19 protein-coding genes and 1 pseudogene are annotated in these 22,126 nt (G+C 42.2%); 7 read left to right on the forward strand and 13 right to left on the reverse strand.

The window, feature by feature from the left end; genetic code table 11:
* Window positions 1-18 precede the first annotated feature (18 nt).
* Entirely contained in the window at window positions 19-1,674 is a 1,656-nt protein-coding gene (locus tag A9260_RS14990) for an ABC-ATPase domain-containing protein (RefSeq protein WP_068700354.1), read from the forward strand.
* 93 nt (window positions 1,675-1,767) lie between these two features.
* Here the strand turns inward: A9260_RS14990 and viaA are convergent, their stop codons facing one another.
* Together viaA and A9260_RS15000 are read right to left on the reverse strand one after the other, a co-directional pair.
* Complete coding sequence (gene viaA / locus A9260_RS14995) at window positions 1,768-3,213, reverse strand: ATPase RavA stimulator ViaA (protein ID WP_068700356.1); 1,446 nt, start codon at window positions 3,211-3,213, stop codon at window positions 1,768-1,770.
* A gap of 9 nt (window positions 3,214-3,222) precedes the next feature.
* Window positions 3,223-4,893 (reverse strand): ATPase RavA domain-containing protein, encoded by a 1,671-nt coding sequence (locus A9260_RS15000; RefSeq protein ID WP_068700358.1) that lies wholly within the window; start codon window positions 4,891-4,893, stop codon window positions 3,223-3,225.
* Window positions 4,894-5,150: 257 nt separating this feature from the next.
* On the opposite strand from A9260_RS15000, the gene A9260_RS15005 reads away from it, so the two are divergent.
* Window positions 5,151-5,669, forward strand: a complete 519-nt coding sequence (locus tag A9260_RS15005) for an NUDIX hydrolase (RefSeq protein WP_068700360.1) — start codon at window positions 5,151-5,153, stop codon at window positions 5,667-5,669.
* Between the two features lie 13 nt (window positions 5,670-5,682).
* The gene (gene ltaE, locus A9260_RS15010; protein WP_068700362.1) at window positions 5,683-6,690 is read left to right on the forward strand and encodes a low-specificity L-threonine aldolase; all 1,008 of its coding nucleotides are present in this window, start codon (window positions 5,683-5,685) and stop codon (window positions 6,688-6,690) included.
* A gap of 134 nt (window positions 6,691-6,824) precedes the next feature.
* Here the strand turns inward: ltaE and A9260_RS15015 are convergent, their stop codons facing one another.
* Genes A9260_RS15015 through A9260_RS15025 form a run of 3 tightly spaced genes read right to left on the reverse strand, consistent with a single transcriptional unit; the run spans window position 6,825 to window position 9,324 of the window.
* Window positions 6,825-8,096: a DEAD/DEAH box helicase gene (locus tag A9260_RS15015; protein ID WP_068700364.1), complete on the reverse strand. Its 1,272-nt coding sequence runs from the start codon at window positions 8,094-8,096 to the stop codon at window positions 6,825-6,827.
* Between the two features lie 52 nt (window positions 8,097-8,148).
* Window positions 8,149-8,733 carry an acyl carrier protein phosphodiesterase gene (locus A9260_RS15020; protein ID WP_068700366.1) on the reverse strand — a complete coding sequence of 195 codons (585 nt, stop codon included), beginning with the start codon at window positions 8,731-8,733 and terminating at the stop codon, window positions 8,149-8,151.
* Between the two features lie 33 nt (window positions 8,734-8,766).
* Window positions 8,767-9,324, reverse strand: a complete 558-nt coding sequence (locus A9260_RS15025; protein ID WP_068700368.1) for a DUF1439 domain-containing protein — start codon at window positions 9,322-9,324, stop codon at window positions 8,767-8,769.
* Between the two features lie 413 nt (window positions 9,325-9,737).
* Here A9260_RS15025 and A9260_RS15030 point away from each other — a divergent pair, with 413 nt between their 5' ends.
* Both A9260_RS15030 and A9260_RS15035 read left to right on the forward strand, forming a co-directional pair.
* Complete coding sequence (locus A9260_RS15030) at window positions 9,738-10,457, forward strand: phosphatase PAP2 family protein (protein WP_068700370.1); 720 nt, start codon at window positions 9,738-9,740, stop codon at window positions 10,455-10,457.
* A gap of 246 nt (window positions 10,458-10,703) precedes the next feature.
* Window positions 10,704-11,993: pseudogene (locus A9260_RS15035) on the forward strand (DEAD/DEAH box helicase); the annotation flags it as partial.
* 137 nt (window positions 11,994-12,130) lie between these two features.
* Here A9260_RS15035 and A9260_RS15040 read toward each other — a convergent pair.
* The 8 genes from A9260_RS15040 to A9260_RS15075 form a co-directional block, all read right to left on the reverse strand.
* A complete protein-coding gene (locus tag A9260_RS15040) occupies window positions 12,131-12,520 on the reverse strand; it encodes a nitrous oxide-stimulated promoter family protein (RefSeq protein WP_373604486.1) in 390 nt (129 codons plus the stop codon).
* Between the two features lie 224 nt (window positions 12,521-12,744).
* Window positions 12,745-13,971: an ABC transporter permease gene (locus A9260_RS15045; RefSeq protein WP_068700374.1), complete on the reverse strand. Its 1,227-nt coding sequence runs from the start codon at window positions 13,969-13,971 to the stop codon at window positions 12,745-12,747.
* On the reverse strand, window positions 13,968-14,696 hold the full coding sequence (locus tag A9260_RS15050; RefSeq protein WP_068700376.1) for an ABC transporter ATP-binding protein: 729 nt from the start codon (window positions 14,694-14,696) through the stop codon (window positions 13,968-13,970). The genes A9260_RS15045 and A9260_RS15050 overlap by 4 nt, the downstream gene beginning before the upstream one ends.
* On the reverse strand, window positions 14,696-16,084 hold the full coding sequence (locus tag A9260_RS15055) for an efflux RND transporter periplasmic adaptor subunit (RefSeq protein WP_068700378.1): 1,389 nt from the start codon (window positions 16,082-16,084) through the stop codon (window positions 14,696-14,698). Before A9260_RS15055 ends, A9260_RS15050 begins: the two co-directional genes overlap by 1 nt.
* A 261-nt stretch (window positions 16,085-16,345) precedes the next feature.
* Window positions 16,346-16,843 carry a prepilin-type N-terminal cleavage/methylation domain-containing protein gene (locus tag A9260_RS15060; RefSeq protein ID WP_068700381.1) on the reverse strand — a complete coding sequence of 166 codons (498 nt, stop codon included), beginning with the start codon at window positions 16,841-16,843 and terminating at the stop codon, window positions 16,346-16,348.
* Window positions 16,844-17,143: 300 nt separating this feature from the next.
* Window positions 17,144-18,709 (reverse strand): polysaccharide lyase 6 family protein, encoded by a 1,566-nt coding sequence (locus A9260_RS15065; protein ID WP_068700383.1) that lies wholly within the window; start codon window positions 18,707-18,709, stop codon window positions 17,144-17,146.
* Window positions 18,710-19,074: 365 nt separating this feature from the next.
* On the reverse strand, window positions 19,075-19,581 hold the full coding sequence (locus A9260_RS15070) for a GNAT family N-acetyltransferase (protein ID WP_068700407.1): 507 nt from the start codon (window positions 19,579-19,581) through the stop codon (window positions 19,075-19,077).
* Window positions 19,582-19,698: 117 nt separating this feature from the next.
* Window positions 19,699-20,586: an AraC family transcriptional regulator gene (locus tag A9260_RS15075; RefSeq protein WP_068700385.1), complete on the reverse strand. Its 888-nt coding sequence runs from the start codon at window positions 20,584-20,586 to the stop codon at window positions 19,699-19,701.
* 193 nt (window positions 20,587-20,779) lie between these two features.
* Here A9260_RS15075 and A9260_RS15080 point away from each other — a divergent pair, with 193 nt between their 5' ends.
* Window positions 20,780-21,730: an SDR family oxidoreductase gene (locus A9260_RS15080; protein ID WP_068700387.1), complete on the forward strand. Its 951-nt coding sequence runs from the start codon at window positions 20,780-20,782 to the stop codon at window positions 21,728-21,730.
* Window positions 21,731-21,931: 201 nt separating this feature from the next.
* Window positions 21,932-22,126, forward strand: a 195-nt coding sequence (tnpA, locus tag A9260_RS15085) for an IS66 family insertion sequence element accessory protein TnpA (protein ID WP_441351166.1), incomplete at its 3' end; no start/stop codon positions are given.

A 22,126-nucleotide genomic window follows, 5' to 3' on the forward strand; every position in this document is an offset into this window, starting at 1 on the left:
AAAATCTAGGGTTCCAAAATGGATCTGCTTATATCAAAACTGAAAAAACTCGAAAAACAGAATTACCGCGCTTATCAACAGATCAAAGGAAGTTACGACTTTACTGACTTCACCCTACATATTGACCAAGTTCAGGGCGACCCGTATGCCACAGCTTCTCGATTTAGAGCTGTCCGCCCTTGGTCTGTCACCGGTCTTGATTTTATTAAAGACAAATCACCGGCTTATCAAATTGCCGCGCGTGATTTTATCGCTCGCACCTTGGCAGAGTATGCCAAGCAAGATAATGCCATCTCTGTTGGCACAACTGGACAAGTAGTACTGGATAACACTGCGGTACTGTTTACCGATGAAGGCATTGAACTGCGTTTTCGTATTAATCTTCCTGCTGATGGTCGCTCTATTCTGGCTAAGAAAGCACTGAACATTATTACCTTTTACCTGCCAAAATATTTGCGTAAAGCGACGCTTTGGCGAGAATTGTCTCAAGAGCGCTTTACCCAACATTGCGAAGTAATTGAAGATCAACATGCCCTTAGACAACAATTAGCTGAGCACAACTTAGTCAGTTTTATTGCCGATGACGCTACTTTGCCGCGTCTAGCGGGTGATAGCGACATGCCGATGAAAGATGCGGTGCCAATGCAATCTCCTGATGGTCTAAGCGTTACTTTACAAACCCCTAATCGCGGCGAAATTAGCGGTCTTGGTATTAAAAAAGGCATCACTCTGATTGTCGGCGGTGGTTTTCATGGTAAATCCACCCTACTGAATGCGATTGAAAAATCCATTTATGACCATATCCCCGGTGATGGCCGTGAATATTGTGTCACAGACCCTCTTAGCATGAAAATTCGCGCTGAAGATGGTCGTTGCGTGCACAATTTAAATATTGCCAACTTCATCAATCATTTGCCAATGCAAAAATCCACCACCGATTTTTCTACACAAGATGCTTCAGGTTCAACCTCACAAGCCGCTTGGTTACAAGAATCGATTGAGTCTGGCGCAAAAAGCTTACTCATTGATGAAGACACCTCAGCAACCAACTTCATGATTCGTGACGAACGCATGCAAGCATTAGTTGCTAAAGATGCCGAACCGATTACCCCGTTAGTGGACAGAATTGCCGAGCTTCGTGATACACAAGGTATCAGCTCTATCATCGTTATGGGGGGCTCTGGTGACTATCTGGATGAAGCAGATTGCGTCATTCAAATGCACGAATATCAGCCTGTTGATGTGACTTCAAAAGCAAAAGAGGTGATTAAACTCCACCCTAGCGCTCGCTCTCATGAATGTGAGCAACCTTTGCAACGCAGTCAGCCTCGCGCGTTTAACCGTGCTTGCTTGCAAACACTGTTAGCAGAAGGGAAATTTAGAGTTGGCGCAAAAGGCGTCACTTCACTGCGTTTTGGTAAAGAGTTTGTGGATATTACTGCGCTAGAGCAGTTGCAAACCTCTAATGAAGTGAATGCTATCGGTTGGCTTTGGTTCCAAATTGCGCAAGTTCCAGGTTGGAGTAGTGATGTTGGCGCGGAATGTCAGGCACTGATCATTGAGAAAAATTGGCATACCTTAATGCCAAATAATGGCGATTTGGCGAAACCAAGGATCTTAGACTTACTTGCGATCCTAAACCGCCTACGCAAAGCCCAATTTAAAGCGGCTTAAATATATTAAGTAACGGTATTTTGTCGTCGCTTTATCAATAACAAACAAGGCCCTATAACTATCTTATAGGGCCTTGTTTATGTCTGTTTTACGCTAAAACTTCTTCACGAATCGCCCGACTAAGCCTGGGTGATAACTCCAATGGTGACTGAAAATATCCAGCAACGCAGGGTTGCCGTATTTTGATAGGCTCACCGCATGAAAACGATTATATCGCGCTTTAAGTGCCTCGACTTTCTGCACCATATCGTCGGTTTGTTTTGGCGCAATAAAATCAGACAGCACCACCATATCCGCGTTTAAAAACTTATCGGTATGCATTAAATCTATGCACTTTTGCAGTACAGGTTCAAAATCAGTACCGCCGTGAAAGGTGTATGAAAGAAAGTCACTGGCTTCACGCAGGCCATCTTTTCGCGTCAGTTCATAGGTAATTTGTTCGGTGGAGAACATAATCACAAAACAATCTCGCTGCTCTGCCAGCGCAATCTGCATCAACGCAAAAGCGATGGCTTTCGCGCACTGTTCAGGAAATCCACTCATTGAGCCTGAGGCATCAACACAAACAATAAACGGCCCTTTTTCAAGATCGATCTCGCTTGAGCTAGGAGTATGAGCATTGATACGGCGCAACTTGCGAGACTTACCCGCAGTGCGATAATTCATTAGGCGTTTATCGACCAAGTGTTTATAAAAGATCACTTCCAGCTCAGGATAGGCCAGAAATAATGTTTCATTAGGTAGCATCTTGCTTAAATCGTCACTTTCATGGATCCCGACAATATCATCGGTTGCTTCATCAGACTGCTCTTCTACCATCTGTAATTCAGCGGCAGGAGTTTTTCGTAGTGAAGGATCATCAACTTGGCTTGCCATGCGCCCAAGCTCATTGGCAATTTCTTTTAAACCGCCATGTTTGCGTAAGAAATTGGCAGTTTTCGTCATGGTCGAAACGTCAGTTCGGCTAAGGCGAGCGGCGGCCATATCCCATAATCGGCCCAGCTGGGCCTCATCACCCGCGTCACCAATTTGACTCATGTTCTTCATGTTTTCCATGCGATTGTATAAGTCATCGAGAAACTTCTGCTTATCTTGCTCTAACTCGTCAAGTTGCAGTTGCTTAATCGCGTTGTATAGAGACTTGTACCACTGATCACAAAAGTAATGGGCAAACATTGGGTTGGCCGAGCTTTGCTGTCTTTCTAAAAGCAGTTTAGCGCTAGGGTAAAAAACACTTTTGCCTTTTAATTCACACACCACTGAGCGAATATCTCGCTCAAACTGAACTTCATCCCAGTGAATGACTTTTTGATAAAGAGATAACTCTTCTTGTATCTGCTCGGACTCAGATACTTTGTTCATGCGCTTTTTAACTGAGCCTTTCCATTTTCGTAAATGGTTTTTCACCGAAGCTTGCATGCCGGGTTTTTCTTGAGCGATAAGCACTTGGCTGCGGCCAATCAAGTCATTCACCGCAGTTTCTACCATTCCAGAATCGGCAACGGACATGGCTAGATTTAATGCATCAACACCCAGCATTATGCTCTCCTATTCCGTAAAGAAACTGGCTAAAAAACCAATTCTTTGCGCGACTTTTTTAGATTTTTCTTGAGCTTCATCAAGCGCCCCATCAAGCTGCTGCAAACTGGCTTCCATTGCAGTTGGTAATTCTGGCTCGATAAAGTTATGTGGCAGTGCTCCATGAAAATCAGAACGGACTTTAGTTAATAGAAGCTCAGCATCTTGCAGGTGGCTCACCGCCTCATTAGCTTGGGTGTGCCAAACTTGATGCAGTTTAGAGTCCAACCCATCGTGAGTGACAAGGCTGAGTAAAACTGAGCGATTAGCAATGTCTTTGATAACTAGGTTACTGTCACCATCAAGGGCGAACTTTAAAGACATTAAGTTAGGGTTATGATTAACATAGCCGTATACATTGCCACCACCATGACTTATCACGTTCACTAAATCAGTTTGCGGTACATACACATAACGAGTGTCGCCCTTATCGTGCTCGGAGACTGATTGATTGCTTTGTAATAGCACCAACTTAACCAGATTATGTGCATTACCCACACTATGAGGACGCCAATTGGAAAAGTCTGCTTTGTAATCATCTTTACCTTTACGCAAAAGGCCAGATCCAGGTTCTGATTCCACTTTCATGACGTGCTTTTCTTCAATCTCTGATTGAATATCTTCAAGAGTTTGGCTGCTGTCTTCAATGGTTTGCAGAATTTCTTTTTGATTAAACGCATGCTTGAGCGCAAATTCACGCATGACATCTCTGACGATCAATCGAGATTCAGGGCTGTTCCATAAACAATCTTGAATTAACAAAAGATCAAGCGCATTGATCTTTTGTCGACCATTAAAAAATGCACTAGCTTTCAATAGCTTGACCGCTTTTTTCCAGCGTCTATCAGAGACATACAACTCATCAGCGCTGAGCGTTTCTTCGGCATCTTTATGTCTTGCTTCGAGCATGGTTTTTAACTGGTAGAGCTTATCAAACAGTTCATCAGACAATGGCATGCTATCAAGATCTGACAGCCACTCAGCGTATTCAGCATTGGATATGGTTAACTCTGGCGGTACTTTTGCCTCTTGCGGCGTACCCACGGTTAACATGCTATGAAAGTTTTGTTTATCTTGAATTCGGTTAACAAAGATACGCACCAACATACGGTCATATAATGCCTCAAGGCCGCTGTCTTTATCGGGTAGCTCATTAGATGCAGAAATTAATAAGCGCATTGGCACTTTTTCAATCTCACTGCCATTTTTAAAGGTTTTTTCGTTCACCACAGTCAGCAGCGTATTCAAAATAGCCGGACCTGCTTTCCAGATCTCATCGAGAAATACCACGTTAGCAGTGGGCAGATATCCCTTGGTTAAACGCACATAACGCCCATGATCTTTAAGATCTTGAATGCTTAATGGACCAAAAACTTCTTCTGGCGTAGAAAAACGCGTCATGAGATATTCAAAATAACTGCTACTTTCAAAAGCCGAAATCAGGCGTTTGGCTATCAAGCTTTTCGCAATACCTGGAGGACCCAACAAAAAGACACTTTCACCGGCTAATGCTGATAATAAGCATAATTTAATGGTGTGTTCTCGTTCATAAACACCTTCTGAAAGCACCTTGACTAATTTATTGATGCGCTCAGAACGCAATGCGCGCTGCGCATGAGAAACACGAGTCATTTCCATTATTTTTTTGCTCCATTAAATCGCGTTTTTAACGATGAGAAATCTAAGATAAGTATATGCCACGCAGGGATATCAAACTTAATTGTTGTAACAAGTTAACGAGATCTTGCTCACACTGCAAACTAAGATTGTAAATGTACTGTTTAACCAATTCAATCAATACGTTAGTTTGACTTCTAACAAACACAAAAAGGTCAACAATAAAACCGTGATCTTGTTAAATATTGGCGAAGACTTACCGCTAAAAAGAGTAACAAAACATGCATAAAACACTTCATCGCTGGAAAAACCTTTCGTTAATTGAGGAAAGCTTAACTTTACCCAATGGATTGCATACAAAGCATACATCCATCAAACACCCCGGCGCGGTGGTGATTTTGGCGCAAACAACATCTGGAAATGTATTGTTACTCAATCAATATCGCCCTTCTTTAAAAAGCTGGTTTTTAGAAATTCCAGCAGGCACATTAGAGCTTAATGAAGATCCGCTACAAGCGGCGAAAAGAGAATTGGAAGAAGAAACTGGCTACAGCGCAAAAACATGGCATAGTTTAGGAACATTAACTCCGATGGCAGGGTTTTGTGATGAAGTTCAGCATTTGTATTTTGCCCAAGATCTTTCGTTAACCCAAAGCCTAGCGGCGGATAGCGATGAAGTGATTGAAGTCACTGAAATCAGCATTGATGAATTGTTGCTTGGCATTCAAACAGACCAAATTACTGACGCAAAAACCATATCTACATTATCTAAAGCGTTACTTCGCGGAATAATAAGCTAAAAGGAATAAGAACATGGACTTTCGATCCGATACCGTTACCAAACCCACTCAAGCAATGCGTGATGCGATTGCCAATGCCCCTGTCGGCGATGATGTGTATGGTGATGACCCAACCATGAATGAATTTGAAGCATGGGCGGCTCGCACACATGGATTTGAAGCCGCGGTCTTTACTTCATCTGGTACGCAAGCAAACCTTTTGGGACTGATGGCTCACTGTCAGCGCGGCGATGAGTATTTATGTGGCCAACAGGCTCACAACTATAAATATGAAGCCGGTGGCGCGGCGGTGCTTGGATCTATTCAGCCGCAACCCATCATGAACGAACCCGATGGCACTTTATGTTTTAAAAAGCTTAAAGCAGCCATTAAACCCGAAGATTTTCACTTTGCTCGCACTCGATTATTGAGCTTAGAAAATACCATTAACGGTAAAGTACTTCCTCTCGAGTATTTGGCTCAAGCGCGTGAGTTTGTCGATACTCATCATTTAAAACTGCACCTAGATGGCGCAAGGGTTTACAACGCCGCAGTAGCATTAGATGTTGATATTAAAGAAATTGCCAAGCATTTTGACACAATGACCATCTGTTTATCTAAAGGCTTATCTGCACCCATTGGCTCGTTACTTTTAGGTGACAGCGTCACAATAAACAGAGCTCGACGCATTCGAAAAATGCTTGGTGGTGGTATGCGTCAAGTGGGTTTATTAGCGGCGGCGGGGAAACTGGCATTAACTGAGCAAGTACCTCAATTAGCCGTTGATCATGCCAATGCTCAAAAGCTTGCGCACGGACTTGCTGCCCTTCCTGGCTTTTCGGTCAACCCAGAACACGTACAAACCAACATTGTTTTTGCCAAAATTGATGACAGCGTTGATATTGATTCTATTGCGACAAAACTTGAGCAAGATGGGATTTTAATGACGCCAAGCAATCCAGTACGGTTTGTGACTCATAAGGACATTAGTTGCGATGACATAGAACAGTTATTGCAAGCCTTAGCTAAGTTTCTTGGTTAAGCTTCTTGGTTAAGTTTCTTAATTGAGCTACTTAATTGAGTTGATTTAACCATCAAGCGTTAAATCGTCTTCATCAGGTAATCATGAGTTGATTACCTGATGAATGGACCGTTGATTAAGCCTGAATTTAACGTCTAACCGCGGCGGTTCTTTCCTCGGTTTTTATGTACCCCGAGTTTTGCCTTCAGTTTTCGTTTCTCAGAGCTTCTGGTGCGACGATGTGAGCCGCTTTCTTCAACCATTTCAGAATCAGGACTAGGCTCAAACCCTTCAAGCCACTCTTGAGGCAGTTTTTTATCCAATAAACGCTCAATGGCTTCTAGCAAGTAGTGTTCGTTATGGCTCATCAGCGACACTGCATGACCTTTGTTACCTGCGCGACCACTGCGACCAATACGGTGTACATAGTCTTCAGCTTTATAAGGCATATCAAAGTTAATCACATGCTCTAGCTCTTTAACATCAATGCCTCGTGCGGCCACATCGGTTGCCACCAGCACTCGCACTTTACCGACTTTAAAATCATCTAAGGCGCGCTGTCTTGCCCCTTGGCTTTTATCACCATGAATGGACGCGGCTTTAATGCCATCAAGTTTGAGCTCTTTGGCAACCACTTCCGTACCTTCTTTAGTACGAGCAAACACCAAAACCTGCTGCCAGTTTCTTGAGCCGATAAGATATGACAGCAGTTCACGTTTACGGTTTTTATCTACCGGATATACAATTTGCTCAACGCTTTCTGCGGTTGAATTCGCCGGACTGACTTCAACTTCAATAGGATCATTTAAGATCTTATAAGCAATATTCTTAACGTCCTTTTTAAAGGTGGCAGAAAAGAACAATGTTTGACGCTCAGAGTTTACTTTTTGCAAAATTCGTTTTATATCAGGCATAAAGCCCATATCTAGCATGCGATCCGCTTCATCTAATACCAAAAACTGAGTGTGTTGTAGTGTGATATTTTTATTAAATAGGTGATCGAGCAGTCGCCCTGGCGTTGCGATCAAAATATCACAACCTTGATTTAAGTTTTTAGCTTGCACCCCAAAGCTTGTACCGCCATAAGCAACAACCGTTTTTAGCGAGGTTGGCTGCGCGTACTGGCTAATAGCGTCAAAGACTTGTTGCGCTAACTCTCGGGTCGGTACTAACACCAACGCTCGCACCTTACAGGGCATTTGAGGGTTATGCTTACTCTCTTGCCCCATCAACTGCTGAATGATTGGCAGACCAAATGCGGCCGTTTTTCCGGTTCCCGTTTGCGCGGCAGCCAATACATCGCGACCATCAAGTACATGCCCTATCGCTTCGGTCTGTACTGGGGTCGGAGTCACGATATTCAGTGCATTCAGTTGTTCAACTAGAATAGACTCAAGACCGAGGGCGGCAAATTGTGATGAAGGCATAAAGGTTCCGTATGTGTCTTATTGGTAGGTAAGCGCTTTTATGGGCGAGAGTTTACTTTAATTTGCTTTGAGTTACAGCATCTATCACGTCTGGATAAAAATCGACAAACACTTGGTCTAACTCAGAGTAATGCTGCTGCAGCGTTTTAAAACACTGCGCCAGCGGTGCCATTCGAGGGCTTCGCATCGACATTCGACTTAACGCGTATCCCACGTTATCTAACTCTTGATAAGAGGCTATCCACTCACTGTCCCACATAGAACGGATTACGCGCTGGTATTGTTCTGGCAAATCAAACTCGACGCTATCAGGGTGTGTCGCCAATTTCGCCTTGCTAAAAAAATGCTCTAACGGTTGAGAGTGAAACTCATCCCAATGATGAATCAGGCAATGATCCCAAAATACATCTAAAGCAATCGGTGAGAAACGCCGATAAGCGCCAAATAAGGGTTTTATTTGTACAATGCTAGAATGGCTGTCAGTAAAACTATCAATAAAACGGTGCAAACGAATGCCTTTGGTCACCTCGTCATTAAATAGGCCATCGGGGTTTCCTCGAACAAAATCGCCAAGTAAATTCCCCAGTAAACTGCTATTGCTGACATCAGCTAAGTGCAAATGGCCTAGAAAGTTCATCGTTACCTGCCTTAATTTCTAATAAATGCGCCGTTAATCAAACAGCTCAATGACTAATTTATTGTCCTTTATCACCAAATTAGGCTCTGCTGACTTGATGAGCGCCTCTTGCACCACATGAGTGTCGAGTTGATAGACAGGATGCTGAGACAAGCCGTGCCCTATCATGGATACCGCAGGTTTAATTAAACGCTTAATATCAGGGTCAAGCTGCGCACCTTTTTCCGTAAACTCTTCTAAACGAATCGACTTTAAAGACACCTCGCCACTTTGCGCGTCATATTCAGGTATTGCACTAAACTCCAGATCTAAGGCGACGTTTTGCGTAGCGGAGCTGAACATTTGTACTTTGGCATTCGTGCTGGCAAATACTGAGATACGCTCAGCGTCACTACGACCAATTCTCACTTGCAAATCCGTGACCGATACTTGTGCATACATCAAGTTTTCAATTCCGACAGATTGCTCAAAACTGACATTGTCATGTAGGTAATCTGTCATTTCTTGTTCAGTAATACTGTAACTTGCACAACCGCTGATGAGCGACAACAGCAAGATCAGCGTGCCAAATTGGAATCGCTTTTTATTCATTGAGTTTATTCTATGGTTAGCAAAGGCTCTTTAGAGCTAAGTGTGAAAGAAACAGGCTGTCAAGAAAGCCTGATTTAATCCCTAAAGTTAGATTGGCTATTGTACTGACTAAAGTAAGTAAAAGCCGAATAAATAGTATATTAACGCGGATAAAAAATGACGTTTTCACATAAAACCAGTAAACAAATGGCAAAAAAATGAGTAACATCGCCCGGTATTTTCTAATCTCGATGATTAAGCTGGGGTTAAATAGAACATATAAAGTGACTTACATCCTTATAGGTTCTTAAATCGCAACAACATCGAACTGCTGATATAACAAGCAATCAAACGAAATTTTAGTTTCAGTTTTACGAGACTTGCTATCATCACGCTACAATATCTCACTCAATCAACAAAGAGCTATCGCCTAAATGCAATTACAGTACTGGAAAAACAATATTTGTGGCCTTTTCATTTTAGGCGGCTTTCTACTGGTGGTCGCTTTAGCAAGCACACTCATTCCTGCCATTGATCTTTTAGGTTCAGAATCAGGTTTTGTTGGCGGCTTTCTTACTTACTTAACGTACTCTGCAGGCTCAAAAGGCTTTTTAATCACGTTGGGCGTGTTGGTTATTTTCACCACACTCAAAACCACCAGCAAGAAACAGTGGTTGTTACTGATGGTGCAATTGGGCGTGTTATTAGTGTTCTCGTTTGCTGCAAAAACCATGTTAAAGGAAGTCACCCAAAGCCCTCGTCCTTATACACACGCATTAACCGACCTCAAATTAATTGAATCTCCACAAGCGTTTTATGCATTAGATGAATCCTCTCAAAATGAGATCATTGAACAAGCATCAAATAGTGTTTCAGCGTGGCGAATCGTTCATTGGCAAGGTGAAACCGATTATTCTTTCCCATCAGGGCATACGGTATTTGTTGCGCTATGTGTGTTTTTCTTTGGTGGCCTATTTTGTAAGCGAAAACAATATGGCGCGCTAAGCTTGCTTCTTATCTGGGGGCTAGGTGTGGCATACAGTCGCCTTTGGTTAGGCATGCATAGACCAGAGGATCTTATCGGTTCCGCTTTAGTGGTGGCCGTGCTTGCCCTGCTTATTCCTAGTGTGAATACTTCAAAAAGTCACCATTAATACCTATCTAAAAACAAGATTAGGGACACGGCTAAATGTGTCCCTAACCTCGCAATACCCACCCCATCGACAACACAAGATTACAGCAAATGTAGATTCTTATTGATGTATGAGTAGAAAGGACGCAGAATAGCGCTCCTTTTGAAGAAGGCGAGCGTTTTGTACATTATTCAACTACGCTCCTACTAGTTTGTTATTTGCAAACACAGGCACATCCGCCACCACCACTTCACATCGAGAACATCTATGAGTTTTGACTCCCTTGGTCTATCTGCCCCTATTCTTCGCGCTATTGCCGATCTCGGTTATACAAAAGCGTCGCCGATTCAAGAAAAAGCGATTCCAGCTATCATTGAAGGCAAAGACGTCATGGCAGCGGCGCAAACGGGTACAGGGAAAACAGGCGGCTTTAGCTTGCCACTGCTAGAAAGATTAAGTTCAGGTTCAAAACCAAAAGCCAACCATGTTCGCGCTTTGATATTAACGCCCACTCGTGAGCTTGCAGCCCAAGTACATGAAAGCATCGTTCAATACAGTGCTCATCTGGACATCACTTCAACAGTGGTATTTGGCGGCGTTAAGATTAACCCGCAAATGCAAAAGCTGCGTCCTGGGTGTGATGTGTTAGTTGCCACTCCCGGTCGACTACTTGATTTGCATAGCCAAAATGCCGTTAAGTTTTCACAACTGGAAGTGTTGGTATTAGATGAAGCGGATCGCATGCTGGATATGGGCTTCTTTCGCGACATTAAAAGAATTCTAAACGTTCTGCCAAAACAGCGTCAAAACCTACTGTTTTCAGCAACTTTCTCTGCAGAAATTCGTGATTTAGCCAGAGGTTTAGTTAACAATCCTGTAGAAGTATCTGTTAGCCCACCTAACTCAACCACAGCATTAGTTGAGCAAAGCATTTACGTTGCAGATAAAAATCAAAAACCAGCTATTCTTGCAAACTTGATTAAAGAAGGTAATTGGCGACAAGTATTGGTATTTAGCCGTACTAAACACGGCGCTAACCGCCTTGCTAAATTCCTTGAAGCGCAACAAATCTCAGCGTCACCTATTCACGGTAACAAGAGCCAAGGCGCAAGAACTAAAGCATTAGCTGAGTTCAAATCCGGTGATATCCGCGTTCTAGTTGCCACTGATATTGCCGCTCGCGGTTTAGATATCCCTCAACTGCCTCAAGTTGTTAACTTTGATTTACCAAATGTATCTGAAGATTATGTACACCGAATTGGTCGTACTGGTCGTGCAGGAGAAACCGGTAAAGCGTATTCATTGGTGTGCGCTGATGAAACAAAAGAGTTATTTGCTATCGAGCGACTAATTGGCAAGGTTTTAGAGCGTCGTGAAATGCAAGGTTTTAAACCTGTTCACACAATTCCTGAGTCAAAGCTTAACTCTCGCCCTATTAAGGCTAAAAAACCGAAGAAAGCGAAAGTTGATCACCAAGATGGACAACGTTCAGCAAAAAATACGCAAGGCAATAAGCCTGCGGCTAAAGGTCAACGCCAGTTTGGTCAGCGCGCCTCATGAGATGGTGCTGCGCCTAAGCCAAGACGTCGCCCGCAACGTAATAGCCAAGGTAATAATAACCAAGCAAGCAAGCCTTCAGGTAATCAGCGTTAATAAAACGCCAATAACGCTATAGCGTCATTGACCAAGCTTGCTTACTTAGAGCGTTTTCTCAGGTGCCGATTCGAAACATTCTGTTTTGGCACTTCAGGAAGCGCTCTTTTTTCATGTCTTAAATGTCGTATTGCGAGCAATGGATGGGTTAATAACATTCTTGGCCCAGCAAAGCGCATCACTTTTCTCATTTGTTGTTTTTGCTCTGGTCGATAACAATGCACCGGACACTTATTGCAAGTCGGCTTATTTTGCCCAAACACACATCGATCTAACCTCACCCTCGCATAGTCACTCAGTTCCGCGCACTGCGCGCACAAACCATGAATCGTCTTATGATGCTTTGCACAATAAATAACAATCATCGCATGTACTGTTTTGTGCTCTTTGAGCAGTTCACCACTTAACACTTCATCCAACTGCTGCTTCACTATCGACTCTCACACATTGTCTTATGTTTGTGGATTATAAATGACCCTAGATGAAAATTGGGATTTAAAAGTTAGATTTGAAAGATAGGTATGGATTAGGTAGCGTGGATAGCATTACGGCACATAACGCTGATCGTACTCACCAGCCGAAACTGAGCTTTAGACTTTCAGACGCGATGTGCCTTTAATCACAGTAAGATCATGCTGACCTATCACTGCAACCTCTACTCATGACGCAATGCTTCAATTGGGTCGAGTTGCGATGCTTTATAAGCGGGATAGAAACCAAAGCCAATACCAATTAATGCGGTCGCTGAGATACTGATTAGAATAATCACAGGCGATACGATAAGCTGCCAGCCTAATCCGTATTGTAAGATGACGATGGTTATCATAGAAATCGCCACCCCTAACAATGCGCCCAATAGGCACAAAAGCACGCTCTCTATGAGAAATTGCACCAAGATATTTTTCGGTTTTGCACCGACTGCCATTCGCAGACCAATCTCTCTGGTACGCTCGGTCACACTCACTAACATAATGTTCATCACCCCAATACCGCCAACTAACAGCGATACGCCGGCAACCCCTGATAATAACAAGGAAAAGACTTTATTAGCCTCAGCTCTTGTATTCATCATAGCGGTTAAGTTTTTGATGTTAAAAGGGCTAGTTTGATGAGAAGGCACTCTGTGTTTTTGGATCAATAAACGATCAATTTCTTCTGCGACAAAGTCCATATCATTTTGATTTTCGACCGATACTGTCATTCGTTTTATTTCGTCCACCTTGCCTGCACTGCGACCTAGTATGCGGCGATTGGCGGTGGTTAAAGGAACGATCAGAACGTCATCTTGATCTTGTCCTCTCATATCTTGGCCTTTTGCAGCCAAAACACCAACGATAAGCAAAGGCACTTTGTTAATGCGAATGGTCTCATCCAGTGCGTTATCCACACTACCAAACAATTCTTTGGCGACCGTCTGACCAATTAAAGCCACTTTAGCGCTGCTTTTTACTTCACGATCATCGAAGGAGCGACCTTGGGTTATCTGCCAATTTGAAGCCACTAAATAATCAGCATTGGTGCCTTGAATGGAAGTACTCCAGTTTTGATTGCCCCACACCACTTGCGCTTGGCTACTAACAGAAGCACCTACCGCCATAATTTCTGGGATTTCATTTTGGATGGTTAACACATCACTCAAATTCAATTTATTGGTAGCACCTGCCGCCTGCGCCGCGCCTCCAGTGCGAATAGCGCCTGTTTTCACCATTAACAGGTTTGTCCCCAAGCTCTGTATTTGTTGCTCAACTTGACGCTGCGCCCCCTCTCCCAATGCGAACATGATAATCACAGCGCTTATGCCAATGATGATACCCAGCGTTGTTAAAATAGAGCGCAGCATATTTCGTCTAAGGGAAAGCAGAGCCGTTTTTAATAAAATCATGCGCTTTGCTCCTGTGCTGTCGTTGCCGCTAAAGGCGCAGACGAAGGTGCATCCGCCTCTATGAGCTTGCCATCTCTGATGTGTAAGGTTCGACGGGCTTGAGCGGCCACTTCACTATCATGGGTAATGATAATGATGGTTTGTCCTTGCCTATTAAGTCGATGAAATAAAGCCATAATTTCATTACCTGTTTTACTATCAAGCGCACCTGTTGGTTCATCGGCCAATAAAATATCAGGCTGATTGATTAAAGATCGAGCAATAGCGACTCGCTGCTGCTGACCTCCCGACAGTTGGTTAGGATGTGAATTAAACTTATCCCCTAGCCCAACAAGCTCTAAACACTCTTTTGCTCTTTGATCGGCGTTAGTCACCGGTTCGTCAAAATACATCAATGGCATTTTGACGTTATCCAGCGCGGAAGTTCTTGATAGTAAATTAAACTGTTGAAAGACAAAGCCAATATGATCGCGACGGATCTCTGCAAGATCATTCCTGTTTAAGCGATTAGTGGCTTGACCAAGAATCTCTATCTCCCCAGATTCTGGCGTCATTAAGCAACCAATCATATTCATCAAGGTTGATTTACCAGAGCCAGAAGGCCCCATGATCGCTACCATATCCCCTTGTTGTATCGAGAAATTAACGTCATTGAGCACTTGAAATCGCTCTTCACCAGTTGGAAAACTGTGGCTTATTTGATGGCAAGTTATGGCTGCTTTCATTACTTATTCTCCCTGAACTGAGTAATGATGGTTTCATTCGATAAATCAGGAGAAATGATCGCGGTATATTTGTCATCGGATACACCAAATTGCACCTGAATCGAGCTCATCTTGCCATCACGCAGTACAAGAATCGGTCCCATTTTCACCGTTCCTGAGCGAATTTGTTTTTGAAGCTTTTTCTGCTCTTTGGTCAGAACTTCCGACAATAGTTTTTTGAGTATTTGTTGGTTTTGCTTTTTGGTATTAGGTGAAGTAGTAGCGGATGACTTAGGTAAGGCTTGCTCAATTTTTTGTATTTGCTGTTGGGTTAAATTGAGGTGTTTTAAGCGAGATAATGGGCCTTTGCTTTTATTGCTATCCGAAACTGAAAAACGACTGGCAACACGAATCGCAGCATTACTGACCCTTTGCACGTTTTCCATTTTTTTAATCGCAACGTCTAAGTTTGCCGTCATCCCTGGTAGTAAGATGCCATTAGGGTTATTGGTTGCAATGACAACAACATAGCTCACCACGCCAGAGTTATTTTGTGGCGCTTTGCGAATTTGCTTCACTTTACCTTTAAATTGACGATCAGAAAATGCATCCACCCCAAAACGAACTTCTTGCCCCTCTTGCACTAAGCCAATATCAGATTCATCAATATAAGCTTCAATTTCCATTTCTGAGAGGTTTTTCGCCAAGGTAAAGAGCTCTGGCGTGTTATAGCTTGATGCGACCGTTTGCCCTGCTTCAATTTCTCGGTTTATCACAAAACCGCTGATTGGAGCTCTAATATCGGTGCGATCCAGTTCAATTTTGGCTTGCTCTAAGCTAGCAAGGTTGGCGGCAAAGGTGGCTTTAAGAATGTCCAATTGAACAAGGCTTTGTTGCCAATCAAGCTTATTTTGACTGCTCTGAGTTTGTAAGTCATCTATCGCATCTTCTGACACGTTTTTACTGATATACAGTCCTTTTGCTCGCTTTAACTCTCTTAATGAACGCTCATAATTTAATTTTGCGCGCTCAATTTGAAAACTCTGCGCTTTAACGTCGGCTTCACTCTTATCTGCCAAGGCTTGAGCTTGTGCCACTTTTGATGCAAACGAAGCAGGATCGATTTTAGCCAGCAATTGTCCTTGTTCGACACTGTCATTAAAATCAGCATAAACCTTAACCACCTGTCCTGACAATTGAGCGCCAACCACCACATCATCAACCGCCGCCAGTGTGCCTGTTGCACTGACACTCAGGCTAATATCTCCCATTGAAACAGATTCAGTTCGATAAGAAGTATTGTCGTCCGAGTTGGCGATGAGTAGATCAGGGTGAACCTTCCATACATACAAAGCACTTGAAGATAAAATGACGGTCACTATAGTGAGATTTCGAAACCAGCGGCTCATTGTCCTGCCTTTATAATATGATTTATGAGACACAATCTTAACGCTTGGAAAGTGCTTTAATCTAGTGCATTTACCTTAATTTACAAGGGATAACTAATTGAGGGAAATAATACAAAACAAGTCACATAATGCGGGTGAATATATAATAATCATCGATGCCAAATCTCACACGCATAATAATTATGAGTACATTTAAAATTGATTCTATTGAATAAATTAAAAAGGCCAGTCACTCTGACCTTTATTTATAAGTAGGCTTGATTAACAATCCGCAGCGTCAGCAACCACGATTGTAGGAGCAGCACTTGAGGTCGCTTCTGTATACGTCACGATGCATTTAGCAGTAGCCGATATGTCATTTGAATCTGCGAATGTGTACGAAATGCTCCAAGGAGACCCTGAGGTTCTTGAAGTCCCTGAGCTAGATGGAATTACTTGCCAATCACCACCAGGAAATAGACCTTCCACTGCACTACCGATCCCGTCTTTACTTGCCTCAGGATAGCCATGCACTACAGAAATAGCCTTGTTTCCATCAGGAATGACACCCGAGTCCTTAGTTTCGATACCAGCAATCGCAGCTTTACTATAAACAATAGAAGCAGCGCCAGCCATTGCACCTTTTAGACCTTGAAGGGATGATGCGCGAGCATCAGATTGTAAATTCACAAAACGAGGAACTGCTGTTACGGCGAGAACACCTAGGATAACGATAACTACTACAAGCTCAATAAGTGTAAAACCGCTTTGTTTTTTCATGCTTTATATCTTTATACCTTTAAACATATTCAATACAGCCATTTGTAACTAAATATTTTAACTTGTAATACAATATAAATATGTGATATTTGACGCCTTTTGAAACATATATTCTTGCTTATTTAATTTTTAATAATCTGTTTTTATGACGACACCTAAATAATAAGCAACATGATGAATAAATGAAATAGCATCGCTCATTGGTGCAATTTATAACAGATAAAAAAACGGGGCAGATCTTTTATTCTGCAATTCATTGCAAAAGAAGACCTGCCCCGTGGATAGTGAGTTTATAAACTACTATTTAAATACGATAGTAGAACCAACCATATCTTCAGTTAATACCGTTAAGTTAGTTGCACCAACAGTGCCAACCGCTTTAACTAGACCTTGCTCATCTCTTTCCATTGCTGGTTTTTCAGTTGAGATACCTTTAGGTAAAGGCTGCAATCCTTCAATTTGACCGTAGAAGATGTTGTTCTTAAATTCAGAACCTACCATTTTGAATTTCTCGCCATCAAACTGTCTGAATGCATTTTTATCTGGCGTTTCAGCAATAGATAAGTTGTTTTCAAATACAGTATCAACGGCTGGGAAGATAGTTTCTACACGTGCATCGTCTGTTAGGCTGACACGGTGAATAGCGTTACTCGCAAAAATACCCTGAGTGTTGTTCACTAAGGTGTTGTTTTTAACGATAACATCTTTAGGCGTCCACTGTTTTTGTAGTGTTTTGCCTTTAGAGTCTTTGCTTAATACTTCGCCATTGGCAACATCAATAATACCGGTATTAAGAACAAGTCCACCACGGTATGTACCTTTACCTAGCGTACCTTCGATGTAGTTATTTTCAATCAGATGATTTTCATCATAGATTCGAATGCCACCAGAGTTTGCCGTATTGCCCGGTAGGATAACGTTGTTAGTCACAACATTGTTGTGGCCGTGACGTAGTGAAATCATAGAAGTACTGTTTCTGATGGTGTTTCCATCAAATGTCACGCCACTTGCTTTAACTGAAATTAATTCAATTTCGCCAGAGCCTGTTTTGCCAACGTAGCCACTGATGTTGTCAAAGTAGTTGTTTTTTACAACACTTTGAGAATCGAACAATGAGTTATGGCTATCACCAATTCTGATCGCTTGTCTATCGTTACGGTTTGTTCTAACCATTTTAGGGTTAGAGTTTTCAATTAACTCGATATCTAAAGCGGTTAGATCTTTAAAGATATTACCTTCGATCAGTGTTTTTTCTAACTTATCAGACGTTGCAACAACAAGCATAGCGCCACGCTTGTACTTACCTTCAAAGGTATTGTTGGTGATCTTGTTGTTTTCGCCGCCAACCGTTAGCCATCTGATGTTAGGGTATTTGCCCTTTTGATCAGCAACATAGTCATAGTCGTTGAATTTGTAGATTACAGAGTTATTTAGTGTGTTGTTTTTTCCGTAGATACCAAATACACCAACGATGTTTTTATCATGGCTTTCCGTGCTTAGCATCGGACCACCATCGGTAAATACTAGGCTATCGAATAAGTTATCGTTACCTTCAACTAGGAACTGAACTGAACCATTAAAGATAACGGTTCCTGGTACTTCAGCTTTAATGGTTACGTTGTTAGCAGTTAACGCAATTCTGCCCAAATCTTTATAATGGCCCGCTTTAACGCTGATCACATCGCCATCTTGAGCATTCAAGATGCTATTTCTTAGCTCTAACACTTGTTGCATTGTAGCGATGCTAACGCCTTGATCTACCATCACCATTGTTGGTTTGGTAACTAGTTCTGTCTTTCCTTGATTAGAAATACAACCAGTTAGTAGTAAAGAACCTGCGATTAATAAAATGGGTGCCTTTTTCATAACGATCTCTTGTTAAGGGGGGATTTTGTGAGGCACATTAGCAACAAGAAGCATATATGAGCAATTGCATTACTTGATAACTGCTATCCAGAACTTATCTTTTTCATTAATTTGTCGACTCGATCATGTATTGTAATACTACAAGTAAAATGATTGAACTTAGGTTTGAAAAATGAATCAAGCATTGGTATGGCAGAAATGAGCTATTAGAGAGAATAGCTCTGCATGATTATAAAAAATTGCGACGTTTCACTGATTTGGCGTTAAACAATAGAGAATCACAGCCCTCTATTGGGCGCTAAAAAGTATCATTTTGAGTAAGTAATTCACCTGATATCAATCAACGACTCACCCATTGATACTACTTATACTTGCTCGCTCGGATGACTCCAGATACGCGGATTAGCATAGGGACCAGTCATACTTGAGGTTGATTCTCCCACCCCATCCAGCGCTCCTTTGGTTAATGCTAGCGCAAACCAATTCTCTAATGGTGCTAACGATTTTACAGGTAATCCAACTTTATGAGGCGTATTGTAGCGCTTACCGTAATGATGAAACTCACCCAAAATAAAGACGACATCGGGCTTTAACTGCTTTTCAGCTTCTTCCATTAAGCGTGTTGCGTATCCTTGTCGTTGATACTCTGGCAGTACCGATAACGGTGCGACTACATAACACTTCAAGTGTGGCGCAGCATCTATCGTAATAGGCGTATAGCAAGCATGAGCAACGCCTTCAAAAACGATGGAATAGCTGCCATCCGCAATTAGATCATCGGCAAATTCTGCGTACAATTTTGCATGGCGCTTATCATAAATGCCACCAGCGGCTTCGAATGTTTCATATTGGATTTGGTAAGGTGTTTTCATTTCTTTCTCACACATCTATTCTATTTGGGATATTAATATCAATCGTAGCAAGTCACTGCTCAGCCTAGCAAGTTATAACACTTGATAACTGCGTTGATAGGAAAAAAGCCATTAAATTTATTGTGTTAGGTGTAGATGCGACTGGCTCCACTGTTTCGGAGACTGACCGAACATACGTTTAAACTCTCGACTAAATTGGGATGAACTCTCATAGCCAACTTCTAAAGCGGCTCGGCTCACATTCATACCTTCAGTCAATTTCATCGCCGCGCTATTCAACCTAAGGGATTTCACAAATTGTATCGGTGACATCATGGTTGCCTGCTTAAACTTTCTATGTAGCACTGCGCGACTCATCCCAACCAATGAGGCCATATCATCAATCGAAACTGTTTGATCAATATTAGAGGTTAGATAATCGATCGCTCGCGTAATTTCATTTCCTACACCAAACGCTCGCATTGCCGAATCACCAGCCTCTCCAGTTAAAACGGCGTAGTACAGCTCCCTCAATCGTCCATTCCCAAGAACTGCACATGCTTTGGAATTATAGGTTAACTGTAACAATCTCAAGAGTGATTCAGAAAACTCATCATTCCAATGTGCTAGGGCTATACCCGGAGCGACTAACCCTTTAGGCTGCTTTGGGCTTGAGGTGGTTGCACTGCCAATTTCCATAGCCAATGCACTCATCACTTTAGTATCCAATGAAATGTAAACACCTAATAGAGGATTTTCAGGGGAAGCTTTAGGTGCTCCTGCTTCAACTGGCATCGATATTGAACAGCACATATATTGTGAATGGTCATAATCGTATCTTTTTCCATCCAGTATTGCCTCTTTTGCTCCACCTAAAATAGCAATGACAGCGGGCTCATAAATCACAGGTGTACAATGGATAGAGCGAGTTTCACGAAAGAGCTTGACCCCTTTAATACCCGTTTCAAACATGCCGTCGCCCTGCACTTTATCTTCTATTAGTTGCTTGATTTTCTGTTTGCTCATTTGGATGATTAAGTCAGTGAGGATTGAAATTAAAGTAGCACCAGAATATCAATCCATCAATGCCATCATCTGAACATCGATACAAATAGGCAGATTTTAGAGATGATCTCACCTAGTTTAATTATTGGTCAGTCATTAAAGTAGGCTTAACAAAACGGCTATGTTGCCCATTAAATGAATAAGAAGAGCAAACATGAGTGATACAAGATTTGGACCACAAGGATGGACACCAGAAAGAATTGGTTCTCTTAAAGGAAAAACCTATGTTATTACTGGCGCAACAAGTGGAACAGGTTTTGAAGCCAGCAAGATACTACTATCGAAAGGCGCAAAAGTGGTGATGCTAAATCGTAATTCTAGCAAATCAAATCACACCATAAGCCTACTACAAGCAGAGCTTGGAAATAACATCGATATCTCTTTTGTTCAGGTCGACTTAGGCAGTTTAACTTCTGTTAAACAAGCCGCCGATGAGCTACTACACAAAGTATCACAAATTGACGCTCTTATATGTAACGGCGCAATCGCTCAGGTGCCTAAACAAGTACTCACAGAAGATGGTTTTGAAAGCCAACTTGGCGTGAACCACTATGGTCACTTTCTACTGCAAGGGTTACTTTTTCCGATGATTGATAAATCGAGTGGTCGCATCGTCACCGTTGGAAGCGAAGGCTATAAGATGGGCATCAAAACCATTAAATTTGATGATATGAACTGGGACAATAATTACACCGCAAATAAGGCGTACAGCCAAAGTAAACTCGCTCAAATTATGTCGGTTTATGAACTTCAACAGCGCTTGGCAACAGCAGGAAAGAATAATGTGAAGGTCTACGCTTGTCACCCTGGATCTTCAAGGACATCACTCATCACCACAAGCGGCAACTTCGTAACACGCTTAATATTTGGCTTAATGACAAAAACCGCGTTAACGCAAACAGCAACAAAAGGCGCTTATCCAGAACTAATGTGCGCACTCGAACCTAAATTAGATGAAAAAGCCTTTTACGGCCCAACAGGGTTTAACTATTTTACAGGCCCTGTTGGCGAATGTGAATTAGCCTCTCATGCACTGAATAAAACTGTTTCAACAAAGCTTTGGCAAACATCAGAAAAAACCGTTAATTTTAGTTGGCATTTTTAATCATGAGCCAACATTGGCACATAAAGTCATCGGGCTAAGATAGGATTTAACCTAGAAATTAGGCGTGGGGCTTATGAAGTAAACCCCACGATTAATATTGTATTCGTATCGATGTAGTACGGAGAAATGTAAGCGGTTAACGAAACCCACCTATCAATAGAAATCTAGCTTCGTCATAGTATCTTTTTTAAAGGAGATATTATGAATCAAGAACAAAAACGTCATCACTGGGCTCAGATACTTGAGCAGCAACTAAACAGCAACTCGACGATTAAACAGTTTTGCCTCGATAATGGCATTAACTACCAAACCTTTCATTATTGGTTTAAAAAACTCAATAAACTAGAAGAACAAATTCAAGTTCAACCAATAGTGGTGACCGAAAATAATGTCGGC

This window comes from Vibrio sp. UCD-FRSSP16_30, assembly GCF_001676025.1.
GTDB lineage: Bacteria > Pseudomonadota > Gammaproteobacteria > Enterobacterales > Vibrionaceae > Vibrio.

Bases quoted from the DNA above. Each gene is read 5' to 3' on its own strand.
- A9260_RS15060 (WP_068700381.1), bottom strand. From the start codon at position 16,843: ATGAAAAAACAAAGCGGTTTTACACTTATTGAGCTTGTAGTAGTTATC.
- A9260_RS14990 (WP_068700354.1), top strand. From the start codon at position 19: ATGGATCTGCTTATATCAAAACTGAAAAAACTCGAAAAACAGAATTAC.
- ltaE (WP_068700362.1), top strand. From the start codon at position 5,683: ATGGACTTTCGATCCGATACCGTTACCAAACCCACTCAAGCAATGCGT.
- A9260_RS15050 (WP_068700376.1), bottom strand. From the start codon at position 14,696: ATGAAAGCAGCCATAACTTGCCATCAAATAAGCCACAGTTTTCCAACT.
- A9260_RS15080 (WP_068700387.1), top strand. From the start codon at position 20,780: ATGAGTGATACAAGATTTGGACCACAAGGATGGACACCAGAAAGAATT.
- A9260_RS15045 (WP_068700374.1), bottom strand. From the start codon at position 13,971: ATGATTTTATTAAAAACGGCTCTGCTTTCCCTTAGACGAAATATGCTG.
- A9260_RS15030 (WP_068700370.1), top strand. From the start codon at position 9,738: ATGCAATTACAGTACTGGAAAAACAATATTTGTGGCCTTTTCATTTTA.
- A9260_RS15025 (WP_068700368.1), bottom strand. From the start codon at position 9,324: ATGAATAAAAAGCGATTCCAATTTGGCACGCTGATCTTGCTGTTGTCG.
- A9260_RS15065 (WP_068700383.1), bottom strand. From the start codon at position 18,709: ATGAAAAAGGCACCCATTTTATTAATCGCAGGTTCTTTACTACTAACT.
- viaA (WP_068700356.1), bottom strand. From the start codon at position 3,213: ATGCTGGGTGTTGATGCATTAAATCTAGCCATGTCCGTTGCCGATTCT.
- A9260_RS15055 (WP_068700378.1), bottom strand. From the start codon at position 16,084: ATGAGCCGCTGGTTTCGAAATCTCACTATAGTGACCGTCATTTTATCT.
- A9260_RS15020 (WP_068700366.1), bottom strand. From the start codon at position 8,733: ATGAACTTTCTAGGCCATTTGCACTTAGCTGATGTCAGCAATAGCAGT.
- A9260_RS15070 (WP_068700407.1), bottom strand. From the start codon at position 19,581: ATGAAAACACCTTACCAAATCCAATATGAAACATTCGAAGCCGCTGGT.
- A9260_RS15015 (WP_068700364.1), bottom strand. From the start codon at position 8,096: ATGCCTTCATCACAATTTGCCGCCCTCGGTCTTGAGTCTATTCTAGTT.
- A9260_RS15075 (WP_068700385.1), bottom strand. From the start codon at position 20,586: ATGAGCAAACAGAAAATCAAGCAACTAATAGAAGATAAAGTGCAGGGC.
- A9260_RS15005 (WP_068700360.1), top strand. From the start codon at position 5,151: ATGCATAAAACACTTCATCGCTGGAAAAACCTTTCGTTAATTGAGGAA.